Below are 24,989 nucleotides of genomic sequence, written 5' to 3'. Positions count from 1 at the left end.
CCCGTGGGCAGAGGTGGGTCGCGCCGGGCGTGCGGGGCTGCTGAACTGGGCCCATGGTGTCAACGGCGAGCCACCGCGACCGTCCGACGTCGGGCTACGAGCTGCGGACGGACCTGCTGACGCGGGTGGCCCACGCGCACGACGCGTCGCACTACCTGCTGCGCCCGGAGGCGGTGGTGCGGGCGCACGACGTCGACGGCGTGGTCGCGGCGCTGCGGGAGGCGAGCCGCCGCGGCCTGCCGGTGACGTTCCGCTCGGGCGGCACCAGCCTGTCGGGGCAGGCGTCGGGCGCGGGGATGCTGATCGACACGCGCACGCGGTTCGCGCGCGTGGAGGTGCTCGACGGCGGGGACCGGGTGCGCTGCCAGCCCGGCGCCACGCTGCGCCTGGTCAACGGACACCTGGCGCCGCGCGGGCGGCGGCTGGGGCCGGACCCGGCCAGCGAGGTCGCGTGCACCGTCGGGGGAGTGGTGGCCAACAACTCCTCCGGGATGTCGTCGGGCACCACGCGCACCGCGTACCGGACGGTGGAGTCGATGACCGTGGTGCTGCCGAGCGGCACCGTGATCGACACGGGGGCCTCGGACGCCGACGCGCGCCTGGCCGCCCTGGAGCCGGAGCTGCACCGCGGCCTCGCCGAGCTGCGCGACCGGGTGCGGGGCAGCGCGACGATGCGCGCCGAGATCGAGCGGCAGTTCGCGATGAAGAACACCATGGGCTACTCGGTGAACGCGCTGCTGGACCACGACGCCCCGGTGAGGATCCTCGAGCACCTGATGATCGGCTCGGAGGGCACGCTGGGCTGGGTCGCGGACGTCACCTTCCGCACGGTGCCGCTGCTGACCAAGGTCGCGACGACGCTGCTGGTCTTCGACTCGCTCGAGCGCGCCACGGACGCGCTCGTGCCGCTGGGCGCCTCCGGGCCCGAGGCGATCGAGCTCATGGACGCGGCGTCGCTGCGCGTCGCGGCGGCCGACCCCAGGGCGGACCCCTCGATGCGCGCGCTGGCCGCGGGCGCCGGCATCACGGGCCAGACGGCGCTGCTCGTCGAGTACCGCGCCGCGACCGACGACGCGCTGGCCCCGCTGCAGGACGCCGCCCGCGCCGTCGTCGACGGGCTCGCCCTCGAGCTGCCCGCCACCCTCACCAGCGACCCCGCCACGCGCGAGCGCCTGTGGCGCGCGCGCAAGGGCCTGTACACGGCGGTCGCGGGCGCCCGCCCGGCGGGCGCGACGGCGCTGCTGGAGGACGTCGTCGTCCCCGTGCCCGACCTCACCGGCACCGTGCGCGACCTCGGCGGCCTCTTCGCCCGCCACGGGTACGACGGCAGCCTGAACGACGAAGCCGTGACCTTCGGGCACGCCAAGGACGGCAACCTGCACTTCATGATCACGCCGCGGCTCGGCGACGCCGCGGAGCTCGACCGGTACGCGGCGTTCAGCGACGACCTCGTCGACCTGATCCTGGGCCGCGGCGGCTCGCTCAAGGCCGAGCACGGCACCGGCCGCATCATGGCGCCGTTCGTGCGCCGCCAGTACGGCGACGAACTGTACGCCGTGATGCGCGAGATCAAGCGGCTGTTCGACCCGCGCGGGCTGCTCAACCCGGGGGTGCTCCTCACCGACGACCCGCGCGAGCACCTGCGCGACCTCAAGGTGGAGGCCTCCGCGGGCGGCGAGGACGCGCCGCTCGTCGACCGGTGCGTGGAGTGCGGCTACTGCGAGCCCGGCTGCCCGTCCCGCACCCTGACGACGACGCCGCGGCAGCGGATCGCGCTGCTCAAGGAGCTGGCCGTCGCGCCCGAGGACGAGCGGGAGGAGCTGCAGCGCGCCTACCGGTACTGGGGCGTGCAGACGTGCGCCGCGGACTCCATGTGCGTCGAGGCCTGCCCGGTGGGCATCGACACCGGCGTGGTGATGAAGGGGCACCGGACACGGTCGAACCCCGCGCTCGTGCAGCAGGGCGGGGAGGCGCTCGCGGGGTCCTGGGGGCCGGTCGTCGACGTGCTGCGCGGGGCGCTGGGCGTGGTGCAGAAGGTGCCGACGCCTCTGGTGCACGTCGCGTCGGAGGTCGCGCGCGGCGTCGTCGGCACCGACGTCGTGCCGCGCGTCGACGGCGACCTGCCGGGCCCTGGGCCGCGACGCGAGGCCGAGGGGGTACCCGGAGAGCCCCGGGCCGTGCTGTTCGCCTCCTGCATGGGCGAGCTGTTCGCGCCGGCCCCGCCGGGTGAGCCTGTCGAGACCCCGGTCCCTGGATTTCGACAGGCTCAATCCACGAATGTCGGCGCGGAGGCGGCGTTCCGCGCGCTGTGCGAGCGGGCCGGCATCGGCCTGGCCGTGCCGGAGGGGATCGGCGGCCTGTGCTGCGGCACGCCGTGGGTGAGCAAGGGCCTGCCGGACGGCGCGGCCCGGATGGCGCGGCAGGTGCTGGACGCGCTGTGGACGGCGTCGCGCGGCGGGCAGCTGCCGGTCGTGTGCGACGCGTCGAGCTGCACGCACGGCCTGGTCGAGACGCCGCACCACCTGTCCGGCGAGGACGCGGAGCGGTTCGCGGCCCTGCGCATCGTCGACGCCGTGACGTTCGTGCACACCGACGTGCTGCCGGCGCTCGCGGACCGCGGCGTCGACGTCGCGCGGCAGGGGAGCGTCGTGGTGCACCCCACGTGCGCGACCGTGCACCTGGGCGCCGTGGACGACCTGCGCGCCGTCGCGGAGGCCGTCGCCGACGACGCCGTCGTGCCCGCCGCGTGGGGCTGCTGCGGCTTCGCCGGCGACCGCGGGATGCTGCACCCCGAGCTCACCGCCGCGGCGACGCACGCCGAGGCGTCCGACGTCGCCGCGGGGGAGCGGGCGCTGCCCGGCGGCCGGTACGACGCCTACGTCTCGAACAACCGCACCTGCGAGATGGGCATGGCGCGCGCCACCGGCCGCGACTACGTGCACGTGCTGGAGCTGCTGGAGGCCGCGACCCGCTGAGCGCGTCGCACCCGTCGCCGTGCCCCCGAGCGCGTCCGTCGCTACCGTGGTTCCCGTGAGCTTCGCGCGGCGCGGTGGGGTCGTGGCGGCGGTCGGGCTGGGCCTGCTGGTCGTCGCGACCGTCGTGCTGTTCACGGTGCCGCTCGCGGACGGTCTCGAGCTCGCCCTCCAGGTGGTGTGGGTGCTGCTCGTCGTCGCCCTCTGCTGGGGGACGGCGCGCGCGATGCGGCACCGTCAGCGTGCGCGCGTGCCCCGCGTCACGCCCGACGGCGCCGGCCAGACCGACGAGCTCCGCCACCTCGACCGGCGCACCCTCATCGGGCAGGAGAAGCAGCCGCACCGGCTCTAGCCGCCGTCCACGGCATTCCAGTCGAACTGGAGCGTCGTGGGCTTCTCCGGCAGGAACTTCACCGGGACGGTCATGCCCGGCTGGACCCGGGGCGCGCGGAACTCGCCGGGCGCGTCGCGGTGGACGACCGTGTGCTCGACGCCCGTCTGAGGGTCGGTGAACCGCAGCGTGAACTCGACGACCTGCGAGTCCCCGCTGCGGGCGGCCGTCGGCCGGGCGGCCACGATCAGCGCGGTGGTGGGCCGGCCGCGGCCGTCGATGCGGGCGTCGCGGACGAAGAGCGACACGATGTAGACGAGGAAGCCGCCGAAGAACACGACGCCGAGCACGAGGGGGAGGAGGTCGCCTGGCACGCGCCCATCCTCTCGCGACGCCGCCGTGCCGTCAGGCGCGCAGGGCCGCGACGATGGTGGGCCACCGCCCGGCGCGGCGGACGAGGACGACGTCGGCCCGGGCGCCGGGCACCAGGGCGCCGCGGTCGGTCAGGCCCGCCGCCCGCGCGGGCCCGGAGGTCACCAGCGCGACGGCGCCCGGCAGGTCGGTGAGCCGCTCGCGGACCAGCACCTCGACCGCCGTGAGCAGGGACGACGGCACGTAGTCGGACGCGAGCGCGTCGACGAGGCCGTGCGCGACGAGCTCGCGCGCGGAGACGTTCGCCGCGTGGGAGGAGCCGCGGACGGCGTTCGGGCCGCCCGCCACGACGTGCAGCCCGTGCTCGCGCGCCGCGAGCGCCGCCTCGAGCGTCGTGGGGAACTCCGCGACCGTGCCGCCCCGGGCCGCCAGCGCCTCGACGTCGGCGCGGGTCTCGGGGTCGTGCCCGGCGAGCCGGACGCGCCCGGCGCGCGCCCACGCGCCCAGCCGGTCGAGGGCGGCCGCGGCGACGTCCGACCGCTCCTCGCGCTCGGCACGCCACGCGGCCACGTGCGCGCGGGCGTCGGTCGGCGACATCCCCTCGCGCGCCACCAGGAAGCGCTCCATCGTGGCCGGGTCGGCGTACTGCCCGATGCCCGGAGTGTGGTCCTCGTGGGAGACGAGCGGCGGCACGTCTCCGACGGCGGCGTCGAGCGCCGCCTCGAGGTCCTCGAGCCCGGCGGGGCACCGGATGTCGACGCGGTGCAGCACGCGCGCCCCTCCGGCCCCGGCGACCGGGTCGCGCAGCGCCGACAGCACGGGCCCGGGCCCCGGCTCCGGGGCCGTGAGCCCGACGGGCGTGCGCTCCCCGAACGCGACGCCGTGGAAGGCGGTGAGCACGCCGCCCGCCGCCAGCCGGTCGGTGGCCGTGCGCACCGCGAGGTCGAGGGGCAGCTCCGCGCCGGGCCGCGGGCGGTGCTCGTGCGCGAGAACGTCGGTGTGCACGTCGACCAGCCCGGGCAGCAGCAGCGCGCCGCCGCCGTCGAGGTCGGCCCGGAAGCCCGGCGGCCGCTCGCCCACCTCCTCGACGACGCCGTCCCGCACCACGAGCCGCGCGTCGTCCACGACGCGGTCGGGCAGGACGGCGCGGACGCCGGAGAGCGACCACTGCGCGGGCGGGGCGCCGACCGGCCAGGCGGTCGTGGGGCGGGGCGCGGTGAGCACGGGCGCATCTTGTCCGGACGACCTGGCGAGACGGTTAACGAGGCTTCACGTGCCGTTCATCTCCGCGGGGCCGGCGCGTCGTCGCGCGCTCCCAGACTCCTGTCCGGCGCCGGGATCGGCGCCCCCGCCGCCCGCCATCGACCGGAGACGACATGAAGACCACCAGGACGACCCTCGCCGCCGTGGCGCTCGCCGGCGCCGCGGCCCTGACACTGTCCGGCTGCGGTGCCCTGGGCACGGCGTCCGCCGGCGGCGGCACCACCGACCAGGGCTTCCCGGAGGTGCTGCGCCTCGGCGCCATCCCGGCGGAGAACTCGACCAACCTCGCCGAGGGCTACGACCCGATCATCGCGATGCTCGAGGACGAGACCGGCGCGACGGTCGAGGTCAGCCAGGCCTCCGACTACGCGGGCGTCATCGAGGGGCTCATCGCCGACAAGGTGGACCTCGCCTTCCTCGGGTCGTTCGGGTACGTGCTCGCGACCCACAACGACGCCGCGATCACGCCGCTGGCCTCCGTCATCGCGGAGAAGGGCGCCGAGCCGGGCTACTACTCGCTCGGCATCACGCAGGGCGACAACGACGCCGTGGACGGCCTGGAGGACTTCGCGGGGAAGTCGGTGTGCTTCGTCGACCCGGGGTCCACGTCCGGCTTCCTGTACCCGAGCGCCGGCCTGATCGACGCGGGCGTCATCGCCTCCGGCACGGAGAAGGACGTCGCCGCGGGCGTGGAGCCGGTGTACGCGGGCGGGCACGACGCGTCCGCGCTGGCCGTCGCGTCCGGCGACTGCGAGGTCGGCTTCGCGATGCAGTCGATGGTGGAGGAGACGCTGCCCGCCGCCGGCGACCTGAAGGAGGGCGACCTCAAGGAGGTCTGGAAGTCGGAGACCATCTCGGGCTCCCTCTTCGTCGGCAACGACGCCCTCGGCGCCGACGTCAACGAGAAGCTGCGCACCCTGCTCACCGAGAAGGCCAACGCCGACTACCTCAAGGAGCACGGCTACTGCGACGGCGACTGCCTGCTTACCGACGAGGACGCGTGGGGCTTCGTGCCCGCCGAGGACGCGGACTACGACGGCACCCGCGAGGTCTGCACCATCACCAAGTCCGACAAGTGCCAGGAGGGCTGACCGTGCACGCCGGCGACGAGCCCCTGGTGCGGGTCCGCGGCCTCCGCAAGGAGTTCGACGGGACGACGGCGCTCGCGGGGGTGGACCTGGACGTGGCGCGCGGCGAGCTCGTCGTGCTGCTGGGGCTGTCCGGCTCCGGCAAGTCGACGCTGCTGCGCTGCCTCAACGGGCTGCACCGGCCCAGCGAGGGCGAGGTGACGGTGGCGGGCACGCGCGTCGACCGGGCGTCGGCCCGGGAGCTGCGGCACCTGCGCACCGACGTCGGCTTCGTGTTCCAGCAGTTCAACCTGGTGGGCCGGCTCACCTGCCTGGAGAACGTGCTGATCGGGGGCCTGGGCCGCGTCCGCGGGCCCCGCTACGGCGTCTCGACGTACTCGCGGCGGATGCGCGCGGAGGCGATGGCGCACATCGAGCGGGTCGGGCTGGCCGACCAGGCCTACCAGCGCGCCGACACGCTGTCCGGGGGCCAGCAGCAGCGCGTCGCCCTCGCCCGGACGCTGATGCAGCGGCCCCAGCTGGTGCTCGCGGACGAGCCGGTCGCGTCCCTCGACCCCGAGAACGCCGGCACCGTGATGGACCTGCTCGTGCGCGTCTGCGCCGAGGAGGGCCTGACCGTGCTGTGCACCCTGCACCAGGTGGACCTCGCGCTCGGCTGGGCCGACCGGCTCGTGGGCCTGCGGCAGGGCGAGAAGGTGCTGGACCGGCCCGCGGCGGGCCTCACCAAGGACGAGGCGATGGCGATCTACCGGCGGGTCGAGCCCGCGGCGGTGGCGGCATGACGGCGGCCCCGGTGGCGCCCGCGCAGTCCAGGACGGCGCCCGCCCGGCGCGACGGCGGCCCCGCGGGCACCGACGGGCCGGGCGGTCCGGGGCGGCGCCGCGACCCGCTCCGCCCGCCGGCGGACCCCGGCCGGCGGGTGATCCGCTGGCTGGCCGGCGGGTCCGTCGTGCTGGCGCTGGTGGCGTCGTCGGCCATCGGCCTGGACCTCCCGACGCTCGTCGCGGGCGGGGAGGACGTGGCGAACCTGCTCGGGCGGATGGTGCCGCCGGAGCTGTCCGACCCGGCCCGCATCGCGACCCTCGCGCTCGACACCGTGCTCATGGCGTTCCTCGGCACCGTGCTCGCGACGGTGCTGTCCGTGCCGCTGGCCTTCCTCGCGGCCCGCACGACGACGCCGCACCCCGCGGTGGCGGCCGTCGCCCGAGGGATCATCACGTTCTGCCGCGCCGTGCCCGACCTGGTCTTCGCCGTGCTGTTCGTCCGGGCGCTGGGGCTCGGCGTGCTGCCCGGCGTGCTCGCCCTGGCGCTGCACTCCGTGGGCATGCTGGGCAAGCTGTTCGCCGACGCCGTCGAGGGCGCCGACCCCGGCCCGCGCGAGGCCGTGCGCGCCGTCGGCGTGGGGCGGGTGCGCGAGCTGCTGAACGGCGTCGTGCCGCAGGTCGTGCCCGCGTGGGTGTCCGCGTTCGTCTACCGCGTCGACATCAACCTGCGCACCTCCGTGGTGCTCGGCTTCGTCGGCGCGGGCGGCATCGGCTTCGCCCTGCAGGACGCGCTGCGCGGCCTCGTCTACCCCAAGGCCATGGGCATCGTGCTGGTGATCCTCGTGCTGGTGGCGGGCATGGAGCTGCTGTCGGTGGCGATCCGCCGCACGCTGCTCGCGCCGAAGCACCCCCGGTACGCGCGGGACCGTGCGGTCCGGTTCGTCTCGGCGACGGCGGCCGCCGCGCTGCTCGTCGTGTCGTTCGTGCGCCTCGACATCGACCCGCTCGCGCTGGTCACGTCGATCCCCGACCTGCTCGCGGTGGCCGGGCGCACCGTCCCGCCCGACCTCACCACGCTGGGGCCGGCGCTGTGGGAGGCGCTGCTGCAGACGCTCGCCATCGGCCTGTCCGCCACGGGCATCGGCGTGCTGCTGTCCCTGCCGCTCGGCCTGCTCGCCGCGCGCACCGTGGCGCCCCACCCGCTCGTGTACGCGGCGGCCCGCACCGTGATCCTCGTGGTGCGCGCCATCCCGGAGCTGATCCTCGCCGTCGTCTTCGTCGCCGCCGTCGGGCTCGGGCCCGTCGCGGGCGCCGTCGCGCTCGGCATCGGGTCGATCGGCTTCCTCGGCAAGCTCGTCGCGGACGCCGTCGAGGAGATCCCGCCCGGCCCGGCCGAGGCCGTCCGCTCCGTGGGCGGCGGCTGGTGGAAGGTCCTGTTCTCCGCCGTCCTGCCCCAGGGGATGCCCGCGATCGTCGGGTCGGGGCTGTACCTGCTGGACGTCAACATCCGCACGTCGACGATCCTCGGGATCGTCGGCGCCGGCGGCGTCGGCTTCCTGCTCTTCGAGGCCGTCCGCACCCTGCACTTCCAGGTGGCGGGCGGGATCGTGCTGCTCGTCTTCGTCGTCGTCCTGCTCATCGAGAGGCTCTCCGGGTGGATCCGCGCTCAGCTGTCCTGACCACCGTCGCGCTGTGGGAGGGCGGCGACGCCGTCCGCCTCGTCGACGTGCCGCTCCCCGCGCCCGGGCCGGGCGAGGTGCTCGTCCGCGTGCTCCTCGCCACCGTGTGCGGCAGCGACCGGCACACCGTCTCCGGGCGGCGGTCGTCGCCGTCGCCCTCCGTGCTGGGCCACGAGGCCGTGGGCGAGATCGTCGAGGTCGGTCCCGGCGGCGCCGTGGGCGACGACGGCGGCGCGCTCGCCGCGGGCGACCGCGTCGTGTGGGGCGTCACCGTGGCGTGCGGCGCGTGCGACCGCTGCCGGGACGGCCGGACCGCCAAGTGCCGGTCGGTGCGCAAGGTGGGGCACGAGGCCTTCGACTCGGGCTGGCCGCTGTCCGGCACGTACGCGCGGCACGTGGTGCTGCCGGCCGGGGCGACGGTCGCCCGCGTGCCGGTGACCGTGCCCGACTCCCTCGCCGCCCCCGCCGGGTGCGCCACCGCGACCGTCATGGCGGCGGTCGAGGCAGCAGGCCCGCTGGCCGGCCGCCGCGTGCTCGTCAGCGGCGCCGGGATGCTCGGCGTGGCGGCCGTCGTCGCGGCCCGCGACGCCGGGGCGGCGGAGGTCGTCGTCACGGACCCGGAGCCCGGCCGTCGTGCGCTCGCCGCGCGGTTCGGTGCCACCGTGGCGCTGGGTCTCGACGATGACGTCGCTTCCGTCGACGTCGCGATCGAGCTGTCCGGGGCGAGCCCGGCCGTGGCCCGCTGCCTCGACGCGCTCGACGTCGGCGGGCGCCTCGTGCTCGTCGGTTCGGTCGCGCCGTCGCCCGCCGTGCCGCTCGACCCGGAGCGCGTCGTGCGGGGCTGGCTCACCGTGACCGGCGTCCACAACTACGAGCCGCGGCACCTGCGGGCGGCGCTCGACCTCCTGGACCGCACGCGCGACGCCGTCCCGTGGGGCGAGCTCGTGACGCCCGCCGCACCGCTCGCCGAGGTGGGCGCCCTGCTCACCGGCCCCGCCGGGACGGCGCCGCGCGCGGCGGTGGTGCCGTGAGGACCGCGTCAGGCGTCGCGGGCGGTCCCCAGCTCCAGCACGACGCGCACCGCGTCGGCGCGCACCCACCGCTCGGTGAACAGCAGCGGCCGGCCGTCGGCGCCGTCGCGCGCCAGGCTCACCATGAGCCACGCGGGGTCGCCCGGACGGCAGCCCAGGCCGTCGCTGGCCTCCTCGGGCGCCGGCTCCATGCTCGCCCGCGTCCACGCCCGCTCGGGCCGCGCCCCGGCGGTCTGCCGCAGGATCGCGTCCAGCGACTCCTCGAGGCGCAGCGCGGCGGCGAGCTCCGGCACGAGGTCGTGGGTCAGCCACTCGACCCCCCACGCGGCGGGCATCTCGTCGATGTGCGACCGGCGCACCAGCCGGAACCCGCGGGTGCCGGGAGCGGCCTCGAGCGACGCGGCGACGTCGTCCGGCAGCGGGACGTCGTCGCAGGCCAGGACGACGGTGCGCGGCGAGGCGCCCGCCTCCCGCAGGGTCCGGCTCCACGACGGCGCGCGGCCGGGCGCGACCAGGTAGTCGACGCGACGGCGCGTGAACGTGCCGAGGCCCTGGATGCGGCTCACGAGCATGCGGCGCTCCAGCTCGCCCAGGGCCGCACGCGCCGCGGCGCGGCCGACGCCGAAGCGCCGGCCGACCTCGGCCTCGGACGCGACGCGCGTGCCCGACGGCAGGCCCGCGAGCTCGTCCGCGAGCACCCGCACGATCTGCGCCGACGGCCCCGTCTCCCTGCTCACGCCCGGACCGTACCGGCCCCAGGTGGCCGTCCGGTGAACGACCCCGCACCCGCCCCGGCCGCACCCCAGGAGGGACCCCAATGACCGGCTCCGCCACGACCACCCCGACCGCCCCGACCGTCACCCCCGACCGCACGACCGGGCGCCGCGTCGTCGTGGTGGGCGCGGGCGTCGTCGGGCTCGGCGCCGCCGCCGAGGCGCACCGGCGCGGGCACCAGGTGACGGTGGTCGAGCAGGCGTCCGGGGTGGTGGGGTCCTCGGTGCAGAACTTCGGGCACGTCTGCACGACCCCGCAGGCCGGTGACGCACGTCGGTACGCGCTCGCGGCCCGCGAGCGCTGGCTGTCCCTCGGCTCCGCGGCGGGGTTCGACGTCGCCCCGGTGGGCACGCACGTCGTCGCGCGGACCGCCGCCGAGCAGCGGCTGCTCGGCGAGCTCGCGGCCGAGCGGGGGCCCGACGAGGTGCGGCTCCTCGACGCGGCGGAGACGCGGGAGGCCGTGCCCGTCCGCCCGGGCCCGGTGGTCGGGGGAGCGCACCTGCCGCTCGACCTGCTCGTCGACCCCCGCGCGGCCGCGCCCGCCCTGGCCCGGTGGCTGGAGAGCCGGGGCGTGACGTTCCGGTGGCGGACGGCGGCCCGTGCCGTGGCGCCCGGCCGGGTCGAGACCACGCGCGGCGTGCTCGAGGCCGACGTCGTCGTGGTCGCCGCGCATCACGACCTCGACCGCCTGCTGCCGGACCTCGCCGAGGAGGTGGGGCTGCGGCGCTGCCGGCTGCACATGCTGCGGGTGGCGCCCGCGACGCCGCACGGCCTCGCGACCCCGCTGCTCACCGGCTGGTCGATGGTGCGGTACGCGGCGTTCGCCGCCTGCCCGTCGGCCACCGACGTCGCGGCCGAGCTCGCCGCCGGCGACCCCGCCGCCGCGGCCTGGGACGTCAACCTCATGGCCACCCCGCAGGGCGGCACGCTGATCCTCGGCGACACCCACGCGCGCGCCGACGACGCCCCCGTGTTCCAGGACGAGGAGGGCTTCGACGTGCTCCTGCGCCTGGGCCGCGACCTGTTCCGGGACGACCTCCTCGGCCCGGCACCGCGCGTCGTCGAGCGCTGGCAGGGCACCTACGCCACCGCGCCCGGCCGGGAGTTCCTCCTCGCCGAGCCCGCGCCCGGCGTGCACGTCGCCACCGTGACCACCGGCATCGGCATGACCACCGGCCTCGGCCTGGCCGCCGACGTCCTCGACCGCGCCGGGCTCGCCGCCTGAGCGCAGCGCGCACCCACCGACCCCGCTCGACCCACCGGAAGGACTCCCATGATCGACCTCGCCGCCCTGGACATCGCCGGCACCACCGTGGAGGAGGGCAGCGCCGTCTACCGCGCGCTGCACGACGCCGTGCGCCGGCACGGCAGCACCGCCGATGTCGCGGACGTCGCCCGGTGGATGGGCGCGGACAAGCGCACCGCCATCCGCGCCCTGCTGGCGCTGGGCGGCGACCCGTCCGCCGTCGAGCCCGCGTTCGCCGACTTCGAGCGCCTGCTGCGCGAGGCCTACGACGCCACCCCGCCCACCGCGATGCCGGGCGTGCTCGACGCGTTCGCCGACCTGCGCGACCGGGGCGCGCGCATCGCTCTGACCACGGGCTTCTCCGCCGACGTCACCGGCCTGCTGCTCGAGCGGCTGGGCTGGGCCGACGGGGTCGTGGACGCCGTCGTGACCACCGACGACGTGCCCGCCGGCCGCCCCGCGCCGTACATGGTGCACCGGGCGATGGAGCGCACCGGCGTCACGGACGTCGCCCGGGTGCTCACCGTCGGCGACACGGTGCTCGACCTCGAGGCCGGGACGAACGCCGGCGCCCGGCTCGTCGTCGGGGTGCTCAGCGGGGGAGCGCCGCGGGCCGTGCTCGAGGCCGCGCCGCACACGCACGTCGTCGACAGCGTCGCCGACCTGCCGTCGGTCCTGGCCGGCGCCGAGCCGCCGGCCGCGGTCACGGCCTGACGGGCTCGACCACCATCGCCGCGCCGCCGCCGCGGCGCCGCGGCTCGGAGACCGCGGTGAGCAGGCCGCCGTCGCCGATCTGCACCGCCGTGGCGGCGCCGATCTCCGCGGCGGACGTGAACGCGTCGCCCGCCGGCACCAGCGTGTGGCCGTACTCCTCGAGCGCGGGGCCGTAGGCGGCGATGAACTCGGGCTCCGCGGTGACGGTCGCGGTGTTGCGCTGCGCGGCCCGCGGTGCGGAAAGCGCGTCGTCGATCGGCATCCCGCGGTCGAGGTGGTTGGTGAGGGTCTGCAGCACGGTCGTGATGATCGTGGAGCCGCCGGGCGACCCGAGCGCGAGCACCGGCTCGCCGTCGCGCAGCACGATCGTCGGCGCCATCGACGACCGGGGCCGCTTGCCCGGCTCGATGCGGTTGGGGTCGTCCGCCGCCCACACGGTGGAGAAGTCGGTGAGCTCGTTGTTCAGCAGGAAGCCGCGGCCCGGCACGAGCATCCCGGAGCCGCCGGTCTGCTCGATCGTCAGCGTGTACTCGACGACGTTCCCGTCCTTGTCGACCACGGTGAGGTTCGTCGTCGAGACGTTCTCCGTGTCCGAGTCGGCGGGGGCGATCGTCTCGCCGCACGCCGCGTCGTCGGCGTCGACGTCGCCGGGGGCGACGGGCTTCGTCGCGGCCGTCTCCGGGTCGAGCAGGCACGCCCGCTCGGCGGCGAAGTCGTCCGACAGCAGGGTGTCGAGCGGGACGTCGACGAACGCCGGGTCGCCCACGTACGCGCCGCGGTCGGCGAACGCCAGCGCGCTCGCCTCGAGGTAGTGGTGCAGGTAGGCGGCGTCGTCCATGCCCGCGAGGTCGAACGTCTCGAGGATGTTCAGCGCCTCGCCCACCGTGGACCCGCCGCTGGAGGACGGCGCCATGCCGTAGACGTCGTAGTCGCGGTAGTCGGACACGGCCGGGTCCTGCACCAGCGCCTCGTACCCGGTCAGGTCGTCGAGGTCCAGGTACCCGGGCGGCACGGGCAGGTCGGTGTCGGGGGAGGTCTGCGGGCGCTGCACGACGTCCACCATCTCGGCCGCCAGGTCGCCGCCGTAGAACGCGTCCGTGCCGTGCTTCGCCAGCAGGTCGTACGTGTCCGCCAGGTCGCGGTTGCGGAACGTGCTGCCCACGGCGGGCGGCTCGCCGCCCGGCAGGTACAGCTCCGCCGTGGCGGGGAAGGCGGCGAACCGCTCGGCGTTGTCCGCCGTCTGGTCGTGGAACGTCTGGTCGACGACGAACCCCCGCCGCGCCAGCTGCGTCGCCGGCTTCAGCGCCTTCTTCAGGGAGTAGGTGCCCCACTCGTCCAGCGCCGTCTGCCACGTGGCGGGCGTGCCGGGGGTGCCGACCGAGACGCCGCTGGTCACCAGCTCCGGGGTGAACGGGTACGGCTCGCCCGTGGCCGGGTCGACGAACGCGTCGTTCGGCATGTCCGCCGGCGCCGTCTCGCGGCCGTCGATCGTCTGCACCTCGCCGCTCGACGCGTCGTAGTACACGAAGTACCCGCCGCCGCCGACCCCGGCGCTGTACGGCTCGGTGACGCCGAGCGCGGCCGCCGCGGCCACCGCCGCGTCGACCGCGTTGCCGCCCCGGCGCAGCACGTCGAGGCCGACGCGGCTCGCCTCCGGGTCCACCGTGCTGATCGCGCCGTCGTACCCGACGGCGGTGGGCACCTTGACGTCGTCGCGCGGGTCGGCGCTCGCTGTCGTGGTCGTGGCCGCGGCCGTCCCGACGACGGCGGTCGTGGCGGCGAGGACCCCGGCGGCCACCGCCGCGGCGGTGCGGGTGGGACGACGGTGGTCCATGGCTGCCTCCCGAGGCGGATCGCAGGGTCACGCTCCGTCCACACTGGCCGAGATCGGTCGTGGCCGCCCGTCGAACCGCCGGGACGCCGCCGTGCGGCACCCGTGTTGCGCAGACGGGCGCCGACTGGCGACGGTATGCCCATGACGACACCGGTCGCGGGCTTCGCGCTCCGCACCACGGACGCCCAGGAGGCCGAGCAGGCGCTCGCGGCGGTCTTCCCCCGCGTGCACCTGCGCGCGCCTCGGGAGGCGTTCCAGTTCTCCATCCGTTCCGCGGCGGTCGAGCACGTCGCCTGGACCGACCACACGCTCCCCATGGCCGGCACGTCGGCGCTGGACGAGCCGGAGCCGATCGTCGTGCTGCAGCTGCGCGGCGACATCCGGCTGGAGCACGCCGGGCAGGCGTTCGGCCCGGGGCCCGTGCTGCTCGACGCGCCGCAGCGCGCGACCGCGGCCTGGGAGACGGCGCGGACCAGCGGGTTCGCGATCGACCGGGAGTACGTGCGGGCGGTGGCGACGCGGCGGACCGGGCGGAACCAGCCGAGCCACCTGTTCCGCTCCGGCCGTCCGCAGGGCCCGGCGGAGGCGCGCGCGTGGAAGGCGGCGTCGCGGTACGCCGCGCAGTCGCTGACGGAGGGCAGCGAGGCGCTGTCGTCGGAGGCGCTGCAGCGCTCCCTCGTGCACCATCTCGTGCTCACCCTGCTGCACGCGTTCCCCAACACGGCCCTCGACGACCTCCGCCGCGGCACCGAGCGGGTGCTGCCGCCCGTCGTCCGCCGGGCGACGGCGTACATCGACGAGCACGCCCACGAGCCGCTGACGGTCGACGACGTGGCGGCCGCCGTGCACGTCTCCACCCGGGGGCTGCAGGCGGCGTTCCGGCGGTCGCTGGGGGTCACCCCCGGGGAGGCGCTGCGCCGGGCGCGCCTGGACGGGGTGCGCCGGGAGCTGCTCGCCGCCGACCCGGGCGAGACCACCGTCGCGGCGGTGGCGCACCGGTGGGGCTTCCTGCACCTCGGCCACCTCGCCGACGCCTACCGGCGGGCGCACGGCGAGCTGCCGTCCCAGACGCTGCGACGGTGACGCCGACTGCGGTCAGGACCCCACGGGGGGACGGTCCGCCGCCGGCCGGTCGAGGACGAGCAGGTCGTCGAGGACCTGCCGCGCCGCGGCGCCGTGGCGGCCCACGGCGTCCAGGACGGCGGCGGCGAGGTCGCGCACTTTGACGTTGCGCACGTTCGACGTGGTCCGCAGGGCCGTGAAGGCGTCGTCGTCCGCGAGGCCGTAGAGCACCCTCAGCGCCCCCTTGGCCTGGTCGATGGCGGCGCGGCTCCGCGCGGCGTCGGCCACCTGGCGCGAGGCCTCCCGCGACGCCCGCTCGCCGATCCCGGAGGTCACGTCCGTGACGAACCCGCGCAGCTCCTCGGCCGCGGTCCCGTCCTGCGGGCGCGCGACCTGGCCGGTGAGCACCACCGTGCGCTCGTGCCCTCGCGCGTCCATGATGCGGTGCAGGCTGGCGAAGGGGGCACGCGAGCGCCGGGCCCCGGCCAGGAGCTGCCGCACCCGTTCACGGTCCTCGGGGTGCTTGTGCGCGAGCACCAGCGCGGTCGTGGGCACGACGTCCCCGGGCTCGAACCCGTGGATCAGGTACGTCTCGTCCGACCACCACCACGCCTCGTCGGGCAGGCGGCAGCGGAACGACCCGGTGAGCTGGTGCGCCGGGGCGGCCAGGTCGCCAGGAACGGGGTCGACAGGGGTGGCGTCGACACGGGCGGCGTCGAGGAAAGAGCGGTGGGTGTCCACAGGCACCTCCTGGGCATGCGTGGCCCCGGGACACCGGACCACGGTCTGCTCCGGACCGCTTCTCGATGCCGGTGAACCACCACATCACGCCCGCGCAGCGGCACGGGACGCGCGTGCGGGTCAGGGACGTGGGTGTGCGCCCGGGGGACAGGCCGCCCGCCCGCCGGGGCCGTTCGCCCTGTCCGCCGGGGGCGGCCTATCCTCGGACCATGAGCGACTTCCAGGTCAACCCGCGCGTCAAGTCCGAGCCCACCGGTGCCGTCCTCGGCCGCTTCCTCGGCGCGCTGGTGCTCTTCGTGGGCGGCCTGGTGCTGCTCGGCTCCGGCGCCTCCGGCGGGAACCCCGCCATCGACCCGTACATGGTCGTCGGCGGTATCCTCGCCGTCGCGCTGGCCTTCGGCCTTCCGATGATCGGCGCGCACGAGCGCGGCTGACCACCGTACGCACTGCCGAACAGGCGGTTGGCACCGGTATCGGGCGATATTGCGTCCCATACCGGTGCCAACCGCCTGTTCGGCGTCCGGGCTACCGCGTCACGGAGAGGATCTCCGAGACGTTGCCGGCCCGGTCGGTGGCGCGCGCCTCGACGCGGTCGCGCGGACCGATCCGCACCGCCTCGCGATAGGGGGCCCAGTCGCCGCCGCCGACCCGGTACTCCAGGAGCGCGACGCCGGACGCGTCGTCCGTCGCGTCGAGCGTCAGGGACTTCCGGTTCGGGTGCGCCCACGCTGACGTGACGACGGGGGCGGTGACGTCCGGCAGCAGGTAGGCGCCGACGCCCTGGGCCGCCGTCCGGGTCGTGTCCTCCAGCAGCCACCGGGTCGCGTCGGCGGGGTCGGACAGCGTGAGCGAGACGCCGGAGGTCGTCCGGCCGTCGACGTCGAGCGCGCCGCCGGTGGCCGCGTTGACCAGCCGTCCGTCGTACGGCTCGTCCGCGGTGGAGGCGTCCGGCACGAACGTCCAGCGCTGCCGCGCGTCCTCCGGGTCCGGGGTGATGCCCGCGTACCGGACCTCGGTGTCGGAGACGGCCGCGAGCGCCCCCGAGCCGTCGGACGCGGCGATCGTGTACGCGCCGCCGCCGGCCGGGGCGAGCGACCAGACGCCGTCGCCCCACCGGGACCACACGACCACGTCGCGCTCGGGGTGGTCGCCGTCGCCCGCGTACCGGTCCACCTGGTACTCGGTGCCGATCCCGTCCGTGACGATGCGGAAGGCGTCGGCGGCGAAGTCGACGTCCTCGGCGGTGGCACGCTCGGGCCGCTCCGGCACCTGGGTGTAGTCGCCGTGGTGGACGTCGGGCGCCGGCTCGTCCCACGGCGCGGGGAGCGTCAGGTCGGCGGGGTACACCTTCGCGAGGAGCTCGTACGCCTGCGGGTCGTACTCCTTGAGCTCCGCCCGGGTGTTGATCGGGCTGCGCACGCCGTCGCTCCAGTCCGGCTTCTCGGCCATGACGTCGAACCAGATCGCCGACAGCGTCGCGAAGTACTCGTCGATGTTGCTGATCGCGTAGGTGTTCGGCCACCGGCCGGTCGCCCAGGAGTTCTCGTACGCGTCGTAGAGCTCGTCCGAGAGGCTCGGGTCCGCCAGCGTCTCGATGCCCACGAGCCGCACGGCGTGGCCGAACTCGTGCACCAGGATGTTCTCGTTCGGGTAGCCCGTGTTGAGGAACGCGTTCTCGTCGCCGCGCGTGCGCAGCACGTTGCGCTCGGAGATCGACGACACGCACCCGTTCCACTCGCTGCCGCCGTAGCCCTCGACGTCGTACATCTCCGGGTCGTAGCCGGCCCGGTGCTCGGGCACGAGGTAGGCGTTCTCGCGCGCCGCGTACACGGCGAGCGAGCACCCGAAGTCGGCCATGCGGGCCGCGATCCCGTTGTCGGCCTTGCCGAGCTGCACGTCCACCTGGGCCGCGGCCAGGTCCAGCGTGGCCGGGTCCACGCGCGGGTTCGCCTTGACGACGATGCCCGTCTTCGTGGTCACCGACTGCGTGTAGTAGTCGAGCCGCGGGACGCCGGTGTACGTGACGTCGCGAGCGGGGCGCCCCTCGGCGTCGGCGATCTGCGACCCGTCGACCGTGACGGTGAGCGGCTCGTCCGGGTCCAGCTCGCCGGTGTAGGCGATGCTCGCCAGGTGCAGGTCGGCGGGCAGGCGTTCCATGCTGTTCGCGTCCGAGGCCGCGATCTGCTGGTTGTCCTTGTCGAAGAAGATCGTGTCGGTGGGCCCGGTGGCGGGCTTCGGGGTGAGCTCCACGGTCGTGTCGCCCTGCGTGAGCGTGACGTTCTCGGGGCTGACGGCGGCGGTCTCGTCCACGTACCGGTCCCAGGAGATCTCGAGGAACTTTCCCTCGTTGATCACGCGGACCTCGGTGACCTGCGGGCCGTCGAAGCCCGGGTCCGTGGCGACGGACCCGTCGGCCGCGACCGGGACGGTGCCCGTCTCCTCGGCCGTGGCGGGCGCCGCCCCCGCGAGCAGCGCCACGGCCGTCGCCGTCGCGGTGAGCGCGGCGGCCGCTGCCGTCCGGCCCGATCGTTCTCGGATGGTCTTCACACCAGTGTTCCCTTCGTCTGCGGAGGTCCTGCCTGACGTTGGTCGTGCGGTGGTGCAGACCCCACCCGGGGCGGGGCGTCCCTCAGGCGCCGGCGGGCAGCCGGGCCGCGGTCCAGGCCTCGACGCCGGCGGCGTCGATGGGCAGCGCGTCGGACAGCACCTCGTGCCCGTCCGCGGTGACGAGCAGGTCGTCCTCCAGCCGCACGCCGATGCCGCGCAGCTCCGGCGGCACGGTGAGGTCGTGGGCGTGGAAGTACAGGCCCGGCTCGACGGTCATGACGACGCCCGGCTCGAGGTCGGCGCCCATGTAGTCCTGCCAGTCGCTGTGCGCGCAGTCGTGCACGTCGAGGCCCAGGTGGTGGCCGATGCCGCACACGAGCCAGCGGCGGTGGTGCTGCCCCTGCGGCGACAGCGCCTCGTCGACGGACACGGGCAGCAGCCCCCAGTCGTGCAGGCCCTGCGCCAGCACCTCCATGGCCGCGAAGTGGAAGTCGAGGTAGTTCACCCCCGGCCGCACGTGCGCCATGCCGGCGCGGTGGCTCTGCTCCACGAGGTCGTGCACGGCGCGCTGCTCGGCGCTGAACCGGCCCGACGGCGGCACGGTGCGCGTGACGTCGGCGGTGTAGAGGGTGGTCGTCTCGACGCCCATGTCGAGCAGCAGGGCGGCGTCGAGCAGCACCGGGCCGTCGCAGCGCACCCAGTGCAGCGTGGGCGCGTGCGGGCCGCTGCCGACGATGCTCGCGTAGCCGGGGCCGTTGCCCGCGGTGCGGGCATGGCGGTCGAACGTGCCCTGCAGCCAGCGCTCGCCGCCGGAGCGCACGGCGGCGGGGATCTCGCGGGCCACCGCCTCGAAGCCGCTCACGGTGTGGTCGACGGCGGCGCGCAGCTGCGCCACCTCCCACGCGTCCTTGACCATGCGCAGGTCGGAGCAGGCGCGGGCGAGCTCCGCGGACGGCTCCAGGCCGTGCCGCGTCACGACGTCCGCCGGCACGGCCCGCCCGGCCCACCAGCCGGAGCCGTGGGCGAGGGCCTCGTCCAGCTCCGCGAGCGGGCGCACCGGGACGCCCAGCGCCCGCTCCCACTCGCCGAGCCCGGGGGAGGCGCCCACCCACAGCTCGCCGTGCATCGCGTCGGAGAAGAACGCGGGGTCGCCGGGGCGGGCGGGCGGCGGCAGGTAGAGGACGGCGTCGGCCCCGTGCAGCACGAGGACGCCGTCCTCCACCTGGCAGCCCGTGAGCCAGACGAAGTCGCTGTCGGCGCGGAAGTCGTACGACGTGTCGTTGCTGCGCACGGGCGCGCGACCGGCGCCGACGACGACGGTGCGGCCGCCGACCCGCTCGGCCAGCCGCGCCCGGTGCGCCGCGGCGGCCTCGGCCGCGCCGTCGGCCACGCGGGCCTCGACGACGTCGGTGCCCCAGCCCTCGGCGATCATCGCGCCGAACGCGGGCACCTCCGTGAGGCGCGGCGGGCGGGTGCCCGCGTGGGGCGGGCGGTGGAGGTGGTCGGGGGCCTGCGTCATCGTCGTTCTCCTCCCGCGTCCCGCATGAGCTCCCGCAGGCGCCGCAGCACCCGGGGGTCGCCGAGTCCGTCGTGCTCGTACTCGTTGGTCACCCAGGCGTGCGAGCTCCCCAGCCTGGACAGGGTGTCGAGCTGCAGGCCCGAGTCCACGTACATGTCGTCGAAGTAGACGGCGGCGGCCAGCGGCACGTCGTTCGCGGCGAGGCGCGCGACGTCGTACAGCGGGCTCCACTCCGTGCGGGCGGCCAGCTCGTGCACGGCGGGCGCGAACGGCCGCAGCAGCCGCACCTCGTCGAACATCCACGGGAACGCCATCTCGCCGGTGAGGAGCAGGGGCCGCTCGTCGGGCCCGAATTGCGGGCGCTCGTCGCGGGCGCGCTGGGCGGCCCACGCCGTCGGGCCGTTCGCCCCGTCGCCGTAGATCGACTCCTGCAGCGTCCAGAACAGCGGGTTCGACGCCGACGAGGAGCGCACCATGACCTGCTCGAGGAAGCCGTGCGACAGCCGGCCGGGGCGCACGAACGCCTCGTCGACCAGCCAGTGCATCCGCTCCGACCCGGGCTTCATCCCCAGGTCGATCCCCAGGGACTGGAACCGGTGCACGGTGAGCGCGTCCCCGTCAGGGAGCCGGACGTCGCCCTCGGCGAGCCGGTCGGCGATCGCGGCCACCGCGTCGACGTCCTGCGGGTACAGGTCGTAGAACCGCCGCGTCTTGGCCTCGGCGCGCGCGAACGTGCGCCGGTACACCTCGTCGGCGCTCGCGGGGGTGCCGGGGATGCCGCCGGTGACGTAGCAGGCCGCCAGCCCCTCGGGCGCCGTCGACAGGTAGGCGAGCGTGATCCAGCCGCCGAACGACTGGCCCAGGCTCGCCCACCGGCGCCCGTCGTACCGGGTGCGGCGCACGTGCTCGAGGTCGGCCACGATCGAGTCCGCCCGGAAGCACGCCAGGTAGTCGGCACCCGCGACGCCGTCCCCGCGTGCGGCGACCTCCTCGCCGTCGAGCGGCGTGCTGCGGCCGGTGCCGCGCTGGTCCGGGAGGATCACGCGGTAGGTCGCGAGGGCCTCGTCGAGCCAGCCGTCCCGCTTCAGCGGGCGCGGCGACGCGCCGCCCGGCCCGCCCTGGAGGTACACGAGCAGCGGCAGGTCGTCGCCGCGCCGCTCCGGGTCGACGACCTCGCGCCAGAACACGGAGATCTGCTCGCCGTCAGGCCGCGACCAGTCGAGCGGCACGGTCGTGCTCCGCTCGGTGACGTGCAGCCCGGGCAGGTGGTAGGTGGTCACGCGGTCGTCCCCTCCTCGGGGTTCGCAGGCTCGGGGTTCGCAGGCCCGGGGTTCGCGGCCCGGGCCGCGGCGGCCTCGCGGCGCGCCCGCTCCCACTCGGGGCGGATGCGCGGCACGGCGGACAGCAGGGTGCGGGTGTACTCGTGCTGCGGGGCGTCGAAGACGGCGTCGCGCTCGCCCTGCTCGACGATGCGCCCCTTCGACATCACGGCGACGCGGTCGGCGATCTGCCGCACGACGGCGAGGTCGTGGGCGATGAAGAGGTAGCTGAACCCCTCCTCGCGCTGCAACCGGCGCAGCAGGTTGATGATCTGCGCCTGCACGGACACGTCGAGCGCGGACACCGCCTCGTCGCAGACCACCAGCCGCGGCGACACGGCGAGCGCGCGGGCGATGCCGATGCGCTGCGCCTGCCCGCCGGAGAACTGCGACGGGTAGCGGCGGTGGTGGTCCGGGTCCAGGCCCACGCGCTCCATGAGCTGCTGCGTGAACGCCGTCGTGCCGCCGGGGACCTTGCGCCCCTGGTAGACCAGCGGCGCCGTGACGATCCGCTCCACCGTGTGCCGCGGGTTGAGCGACGAGTACGGGTCCTGGAACACGACCTGCACGTCGCTGCGGAACCGCCGCAGCCGTTCGCCCTTCGCGTGCGTGACCGGCTCGCCGTCGAAGACGATCTCGCCGGACGTCGCGTCCATGAGGCGCGCGACGATCCGCGCGGTCGTCGACTTGCCGGACCCCGACTCGCCGACGAGCGCCAGCGTCTCCCGGGCGCGCACCTCGAGGCTCACGCCGTCGACGGCCCGGAACGTGTCGGCCCGGCCCAGCAGGCCGCCGGTGCCGGGCACCGCGAACTCCTTGACCAGGTCGGTGGCGTGCAGCAGCGGCTCGGCGGACGGCGTCGTCGCGGCCGCGGGGGCGCCCGCGGTGGCGGTGCTCAGCGTGCTCATCGTGCTCATGCCTTCCCTCCCACGCCGGCGGCGCTGTCGAGGCTGTCGATGCCGCGCAGCTCGCCGATCTCGTCGTCGATCCTCGGGACGGCGTCGAGCAGGGCCCGCGTGTACGGGTGGCGCGGGTCGGAGAACAGGCGCTCGGCGGGGGCCTGCTCCACCGCGACGCCGTGCCGCATGACGACCACGTCCTCGGCGATCTCGGACACGACGGCGAGGTCGTGCGAGATGAGGATCAGCGCCGTCCCGGTCTCGCGCCGCACCTCCTGCAGCAGGTCGAGGATCTGGGCCTGCACGGTGACGTCGAGGGCCGTCGTCGGCTCGTCGGCGATGAGCAGGTCCGGCTCGGTGGACAGCGCCATCGCGATCATCACGCGCTGTCGCATGCCCCCGGAGAACTGGTGCGGGTAGTGGTCCACGCGCCGGGCGGCGTCGGCGATGTGCACCCGCTCCATCGACTCGACCGCGACCTTCCGGGCCTGGCGTCGGGTGACGCCGGGACGGTGGGCGCGGTAGGCCTCCTCGATCTGCATCCCCACCGTGTAGTAGGGGTTCAGCGAGGACAGCGGGTCCTGGAAGATCATCGCCATGCGGTCGCCGCGCAGGCGCCGCACCTTGGACTCCGGCAGCGCGGTGAGCTCGGCGCCGTCCAGCGACACCCGCCCGGTCAGGCTCGCCGTCGGGGGCAGCAGCCCCATGACGGCGAGCGACGTCATCGACTTGCCGGAGCCCGACTCGCCGACGATCCCGAGCGACGCGCCTCGCTCCAGCGTGAACGAGAGCCGGTCGACGACGTCGACCGGTCCCTGCGCGGTCCGGAAGGTGATGGTGAGGTCCTCGACCTCGAGCAGCGCGCTCATGCTGTCCCCCTCATGCCCTGGCTCCGATCCGGACGCGCGGGTCGATGGTCGTGTAGACGATGTCCACGATCACGTTCCCGACGATCACGAGGAACGCCGCGACGAGGGTGACGCCCATGATGACCGGCTGGTCGTTCTTGGTGATGGAGTCGGACGCCATCTTGCCGACGCCGTTGAGGCCGAAGACGGTCTCGATGATGATCGCGCCCCCGAGCAGGCCGGCGAAGTCCATGCCGAACAGCGTCACGACCGGGGTCAGCGCGGGCCGCAGCGCGTGCCGCCGCCACACGAGCCGCGGCGCGAGGCCCTTGGCGCGGGCCGTGCGGACGAAGTTCTCGTCGAGGGTGTCGAGCACGTTCGCCCGGGTGAGCCGCTGGTACATCGACGCGTACGTGAACGCGAGCACCAGCCACGGCATGACGAAGTTGAGGAACCACTGCCCGGGGTCGGCGCCGAACGGCACCGCCTGCGGGAACGGCAGCCAGCCGAGCTTCACCACCAGCACGTACTGCAGCACCAGGGCGAGCACGTAGTTGGGGATCGAGACGCCGCCCAGCGCGGCGCCGGTGGCGGCCCGGTCGAACCACGTGCCCTTCTTGATGGCCGCGAGCATGCCGCCGGCCACGCCCATGAGCAGCCACAGCACGGCCGCGCCCACGGCGAGGGTGGCCGAGACGCCGAAGCGCTGCTCGAACATCTCGAGCACGGGCTGCCCGGTCTGGAACGAGTAGCCCAGGCACGGGGCCGCGCAGTCGATCGCGTTGGCGCCGGTGCCGTACGTCGTCCCGACGAACAGCCCGGACAGGAACCCGAGGAACTGCTCGTAGAACGGCCGGTCCAGGCCCAGGTTGGTGCGGATCTGGTCGATCAGCTCCGGGGTGCAGTTCTTGCCGCAGATCTGCACCGCGGGGTCGGGGGAGAGCGCGAAGAAGATCGCGTACGTGAACAGGACGACGAGGAACAGCACGCCCACCATGCCGGCGAGCCTCGTCACGAGAAAGCGGACCATCAGCGCCTCTCCCCCGCGTCGACGACGTCCTTGAGCCGGTCGCCGAGGACCGTGAAGGACAGTACGAGCAGGAACAGGAAGGTTCCGGGGATCAGGAAGTACATCGGGTCGACGGCGTACCAGCCCATCGACTGCGCGATCATCTGCCCCCACGACGGGGTCGGCGGGACGACGCCCACGCCGAGGAAGCTCAGCCCGGCCTCGGTGCCGATGTACCCGGGCACGGCGAGCGTGGTCATGACGATGATCGTGGAGCGCAGGTTCGGCAGGATCTCGAGGAACACGATCCGCCAGCCCGACGCCCCGGAGGCCCGGGCCGCCTCGACGAACTCCCGCTGCGTGAGCGTCATCGTCTGCCCCCGCACGACGCGCGCCAGGTACGGCCAGCCGAACACCGAGATGACGAGCACCAGCAGCGGCGCGCGGTTGCTCGCGGGCAGCGCCGACAGGATCGCGATCATGAAGATCAGGGCGGGGAACGCCATGAGGAAGTCCATGACGCGCGACACGACCTGGTCGACCTTGCCCCCGTGGTACCCGGCCAGGAGCCCGAAGAGGACGCCGAGCAGGGTGGTGAGCGTCGTCGCGGCGAGCGCGATGAGCATGGACGTGCGCGCGCCGTAGACGATGCGCGCGAACAGGTCGCGGCCCGTGCCCGGCTCGACCCCGAACCAGTGCTCGGCACTGATCCCGCCGAGCGGGCCGACGGGCAGGCCGCCCAGGTTCGGGTCGATGGCCGCCTGGTCGAAGTCGTACGGGCCCCAGCCCGAGAGCTTGACGACGAGCGGCGCGGCGACGGCCAGGAGGGCGACGAGCGCGATGTAGGACAGGGCCAGCACCGCTCCGCGGCTGCGGAGCAGGTGGTGCCAGACGCCCTGCCGGGGCGCCGGGGGCGCGACGCCGACGGACGGCGCGCCCCCGGTCTCAGCCTCGAGCGTGGTCATGCTGATGGTCAT

General features: G+C 75.2%; 22 protein-coding genes. 10 read left to right on the top strand and 12 right to left on the bottom strand.

Features of this window, described 5'->3' with window-relative positions:
• Positions 1 to 53: 53 nt before the first annotated feature.
• Entirely contained in the window at positions 54 to 2,975 is a 2,922-nt protein-coding gene (locus tag AAG589_RS18510) for an FAD-binding and (Fe-S)-binding domain-containing protein (protein WP_430568769.1), read from the top strand.
• A 55-nt stretch (positions 2,976 to 3,030) separates the two neighbouring features.
• Positions 3,031 to 3,324 carry a hypothetical protein gene (locus tag AAG589_RS18505; RefSeq protein WP_430568768.1) on the top strand — a complete coding sequence of 98 codons (294 nt, stop codon included), beginning with the start codon at positions 3,031 to 3,033 and terminating at the stop codon, positions 3,322 to 3,324.
• Here the strand turns inward: AAG589_RS18505 and AAG589_RS18500 are convergent.
• Both AAG589_RS18500 and AAG589_RS18495 read right to left on the bottom strand, forming a co-directional pair.
• The gene (locus AAG589_RS18500; RefSeq protein ID WP_430568767.1) at positions 3,321 to 3,677 is read right to left on the bottom strand and encodes a DUF3592 domain-containing protein; all 357 of its coding nucleotides are present in this window, start codon (positions 3,675 to 3,677) and stop codon (positions 3,321 to 3,323) included. The two genes, AAG589_RS18505 and AAG589_RS18500, sit on opposite strands and share 4 nt — an antisense overlap.
• A gap of 31 nt (positions 3,678 to 3,708) precedes the next feature.
• Positions 3,709 to 4,899: an alpha-D-ribose 1-methylphosphonate 5-triphosphate diphosphatase gene (locus AAG589_RS18495; RefSeq protein WP_430568766.1), complete on the bottom strand. Its 1,191-nt coding sequence runs from the start codon at positions 4,897 to 4,899 to the stop codon at positions 3,709 to 3,711.
• A gap of 152 nt (positions 4,900 to 5,051) precedes the next feature.
• Between AAG589_RS18495 and AAG589_RS18490 the strand changes: the two genes are divergently transcribed.
• Genes AAG589_RS18490 through AAG589_RS18475 form a run of 4 tightly spaced genes read left to right on the top strand, consistent with a single transcriptional unit; the run spans position 5,052 to position 9,500 of the window.
• Positions 5,052 to 6,029: a phosphate/phosphite/phosphonate ABC transporter substrate-binding protein gene (locus AAG589_RS18490; RefSeq protein WP_430568765.1), complete on the top strand. Its 978-nt coding sequence runs from the start codon at positions 5,052 to 5,054 to the stop codon at positions 6,027 to 6,029.
• A gap of 2 nt (positions 6,030 to 6,031) precedes the next feature.
• Positions 6,032 to 6,808 carry a phosphonate ABC transporter ATP-binding protein gene (gene phnC / locus AAG589_RS18485; protein WP_430568764.1) on the top strand — a complete coding sequence of 259 codons (777 nt, stop codon included), beginning with the start codon at positions 6,032 to 6,034 and terminating at the stop codon, positions 6,806 to 6,808.
• Positions 6,805 to 8,469, top strand: a complete 1,665-nt coding sequence (gene phnE / locus AAG589_RS18480) for a phosphonate ABC transporter, permease protein PhnE (protein ID WP_430568763.1) — start codon at positions 6,805 to 6,807, stop codon at positions 8,467 to 8,469. The genes phnC and phnE overlap by 4 nt, the downstream gene beginning before the upstream one ends.
• The gene (locus AAG589_RS18475; protein WP_430568762.1) at positions 8,445 to 9,500 is read left to right on the top strand and encodes a zinc-binding dehydrogenase; all 1,056 of its coding nucleotides are present in this window, start codon (positions 8,445 to 8,447) and stop codon (positions 9,498 to 9,500) included. Before phnE ends, AAG589_RS18475 begins: the two co-directional genes overlap by 25 nt.
• 8 nt (positions 9,501 to 9,508) lie before the next feature.
• Here the strand turns inward: AAG589_RS18475 and AAG589_RS18470 are convergent, their stop codons facing one another.
• Entirely contained in the window at positions 9,509 to 10,237 is a 729-nt protein-coding gene (locus tag AAG589_RS18470) for a GntR family transcriptional regulator (RefSeq protein ID WP_430568761.1), read from the bottom strand.
• Positions 10,238 to 10,317: 80 nt separating this feature from the next.
• Between AAG589_RS18470 and AAG589_RS18465 the strand changes: the two genes are divergently transcribed.
• Together AAG589_RS18465 and AAG589_RS18460 are read left to right on the top strand one after the other, a co-directional pair.
• A complete protein-coding gene (locus tag AAG589_RS18465) occupies positions 10,318 to 11,499 on the top strand; it encodes a TIGR03364 family FAD-dependent oxidoreductase (RefSeq protein ID WP_430568760.1) in 1,182 nt (393 codons plus the stop codon).
• Positions 11,500 to 11,547: 48 nt separating this feature from the next.
• On the top strand, positions 11,548 to 12,234 hold the full coding sequence (locus AAG589_RS18460; RefSeq protein WP_430568759.1) for a phosphonatase-like hydrolase: 687 nt from the start codon (positions 11,548 to 11,550) through the stop codon (positions 12,232 to 12,234).
• On the opposite strand, the gene ggt is transcribed toward AAG589_RS18460, so the two are convergent.
• Complete coding sequence (ggt, locus tag AAG589_RS18455; protein WP_430568758.1) at positions 12,224 to 14,068, bottom strand: gamma-glutamyltransferase; 1,845 nt, start codon at positions 14,066 to 14,068, stop codon at positions 12,224 to 12,226. The genes AAG589_RS18460 and ggt overlap by 11 nt on opposite strands.
• A gap of 141 nt (positions 14,069 to 14,209) precedes the next feature.
• On the opposite strand from ggt, the gene AAG589_RS18450 reads away from it, so the two are divergent.
• The gene (locus tag AAG589_RS18450) at positions 14,210 to 15,151 is read left to right on the top strand and encodes an AraC family transcriptional regulator (protein WP_430568757.1); all 942 of its coding nucleotides are present in this window, start codon (positions 14,210 to 14,212) and stop codon (positions 15,149 to 15,151) included.
• A 12-nt stretch (positions 15,152 to 15,163) separates the two neighbouring features.
• On the opposite strand, the gene AAG589_RS18445 is transcribed toward AAG589_RS18450, so the two are convergent.
• Positions 15,164 to 15,871 (bottom strand): PAS and ANTAR domain-containing protein, encoded by a 708-nt coding sequence (locus AAG589_RS18445; RefSeq protein ID WP_430568756.1) that lies wholly within the window; start codon positions 15,869 to 15,871, stop codon positions 15,164 to 15,166.
• Between the two features lie 209 nt (positions 15,872 to 16,080).
• On the opposite strand from AAG589_RS18445, the gene AAG589_RS18440 reads away from it, so the two are divergent.
• A complete protein-coding gene (locus AAG589_RS18440) occupies positions 16,081 to 16,305 on the top strand; it encodes a hypothetical protein (protein WP_430568755.1) in 225 nt (74 codons plus the stop codon).
• A gap of 91 nt (positions 16,306 to 16,396) precedes the next feature.
• Here AAG589_RS18440 and AAG589_RS18435 read toward each other — a convergent pair whose 3' ends face one another.
• The 7 genes from AAG589_RS18435 to AAG589_RS18405 all read right to left on the bottom strand — a co-directional run bounded on the left by AAG589_RS18435 (position 16,397) and on the right by AAG589_RS18405 (position 24,989).
• The gene (locus tag AAG589_RS18435) at positions 16,397 to 18,418 is read right to left on the bottom strand and encodes an OmpL47-type beta-barrel domain-containing protein (protein WP_430568754.1); all 2,022 of its coding nucleotides are present in this window, start codon (positions 18,416 to 18,418) and stop codon (positions 16,397 to 16,399) included.
• A gap of 82 nt (positions 18,419 to 18,500) precedes the next feature.
• Positions 18,501 to 19,937: an aminopeptidase P family protein gene (locus AAG589_RS18430; protein ID WP_430568753.1), complete on the bottom strand. Its 1,437-nt coding sequence runs from the start codon at positions 19,935 to 19,937 to the stop codon at positions 18,501 to 18,503.
• Positions 19,934 to 21,217: an alpha/beta hydrolase family protein gene (locus tag AAG589_RS18425; RefSeq protein ID WP_430568752.1), complete on the bottom strand. Its 1,284-nt coding sequence runs from the start codon at positions 21,215 to 21,217 to the stop codon at positions 19,934 to 19,936. The genes AAG589_RS18430 and AAG589_RS18425 overlap by 4 nt, the downstream gene beginning before the upstream one ends.
• Positions 21,214 to 22,173 carry an ABC transporter ATP-binding protein gene (locus tag AAG589_RS18420; RefSeq protein WP_430568751.1) on the bottom strand — a complete coding sequence of 320 codons (960 nt, stop codon included), beginning with the start codon at positions 22,171 to 22,173 and terminating at the stop codon, positions 21,214 to 21,216. Before AAG589_RS18420 ends, AAG589_RS18425 begins: the two co-directional genes overlap by 4 nt.
• A complete protein-coding gene (locus tag AAG589_RS18415) occupies positions 22,170 to 23,024 on the bottom strand; it encodes an ABC transporter ATP-binding protein (RefSeq protein WP_430568750.1) in 855 nt (284 codons plus the stop codon). The genes AAG589_RS18420 and AAG589_RS18415 overlap by 4 nt, the downstream gene beginning before the upstream one ends.
• Positions 23,025 to 23,034: 10 nt before the next feature.
• A complete protein-coding gene (locus AAG589_RS18410; protein ID WP_430568749.1) occupies positions 23,035 to 24,033 on the bottom strand; it encodes an ABC transporter permease in 999 nt (332 codons plus the stop codon).
• Complete coding sequence (locus AAG589_RS18405; protein ID WP_430568748.1) at positions 24,033 to 24,989, bottom strand: ABC transporter permease; 957 nt, start codon at positions 24,987 to 24,989, stop codon at positions 24,033 to 24,035. The genes AAG589_RS18410 and AAG589_RS18405 overlap by 1 nt, the downstream gene beginning before the upstream one ends.

Origin of the sequence: Isoptericola sp. F-RaC21 (assembly GCF_038593535.1) — a bacterium.
Classification (GTDB): domain Bacteria; phylum Actinomycetota; class Actinomycetes; order Actinomycetales; family Cellulomonadaceae; genus Isoptericola.
The sequence above is the reverse complement of the archived record's forward strand: the minus strand, read 5'-3'. Positions and strand labels throughout refer to the sequence as shown.

Excerpts from the sequence above, each read along its gene's own strand:
- AAG589_RS18440 (WP_430568755.1), top strand. The coding sequence starts at position 16,081 with ATGAGCGACTTCCAGGTCAACCCGCGCGTCAAGTCCGAGCCCACCGGT.
- AAG589_RS18510 (WP_430568769.1), top strand. The coding sequence starts at position 54 with ATGGTGTCAACGGCGAGCCACCGCGACCGTCCGACGTCGGGCTACGAG.
- AAG589_RS18410 (WP_430568749.1), bottom strand. The coding sequence starts at position 24,033 with ATGGTCCGCTTTCTCGTGACGAGGCTCGCCGGCATGGTGGGCGTGCTG.
- AAG589_RS18490 (WP_430568765.1), top strand. The coding sequence starts at position 5,052 with ATGAAGACCACCAGGACGACCCTCGCCGCCGTGGCGCTCGCCGGCGCC.
- ggt (WP_430568758.1), bottom strand. The coding sequence starts at position 14,068 with ATGGACCACCGTCGTCCCACCCGCACCGCCGCGGCGGTGGCCGCCGGG.
- AAG589_RS18460 (WP_430568759.1), top strand. The coding sequence starts at position 11,548 with ATGATCGACCTCGCCGCCCTGGACATCGCCGGCACCACCGTGGAGGAG.
- AAG589_RS18420 (WP_430568751.1), bottom strand. The coding sequence starts at position 22,173 with ATGAGCACGATGAGCACGCTGAGCACCGCCACCGCGGGCGCCCCCGCG.
- phnE (WP_430568763.1), top strand. The coding sequence starts at position 6,805 with ATGACGGCGGCCCCGGTGGCGCCCGCGCAGTCCAGGACGGCGCCCGCC.
- AAG589_RS18405 (WP_430568748.1), bottom strand. The coding sequence starts at position 24,989 with ATGACCATCAGCATGACCACGCTCGAGGCTGAGACCGGGGGCGCGCCG.
- AAG589_RS18450 (WP_430568757.1), top strand. The coding sequence starts at position 14,210 with ATGACGACACCGGTCGCGGGCTTCGCGCTCCGCACCACGGACGCCCAG.
- AAG589_RS18430 (WP_430568753.1), bottom strand. The coding sequence starts at position 19,937 with ATGACGCAGGCCCCCGACCACCTCCACCGCCCGCCCCACGCGGGCACC.
- AAG589_RS18415 (WP_430568750.1), bottom strand. The coding sequence starts at position 23,024 with ATGAGCGCGCTGCTCGAGGTCGAGGACCTCACCATCACCTTCCGGACC.
- AAG589_RS18465 (WP_430568760.1), top strand. The coding sequence starts at position 10,318 with ATGACCGGCTCCGCCACGACCACCCCGACCGCCCCGACCGTCACCCCC.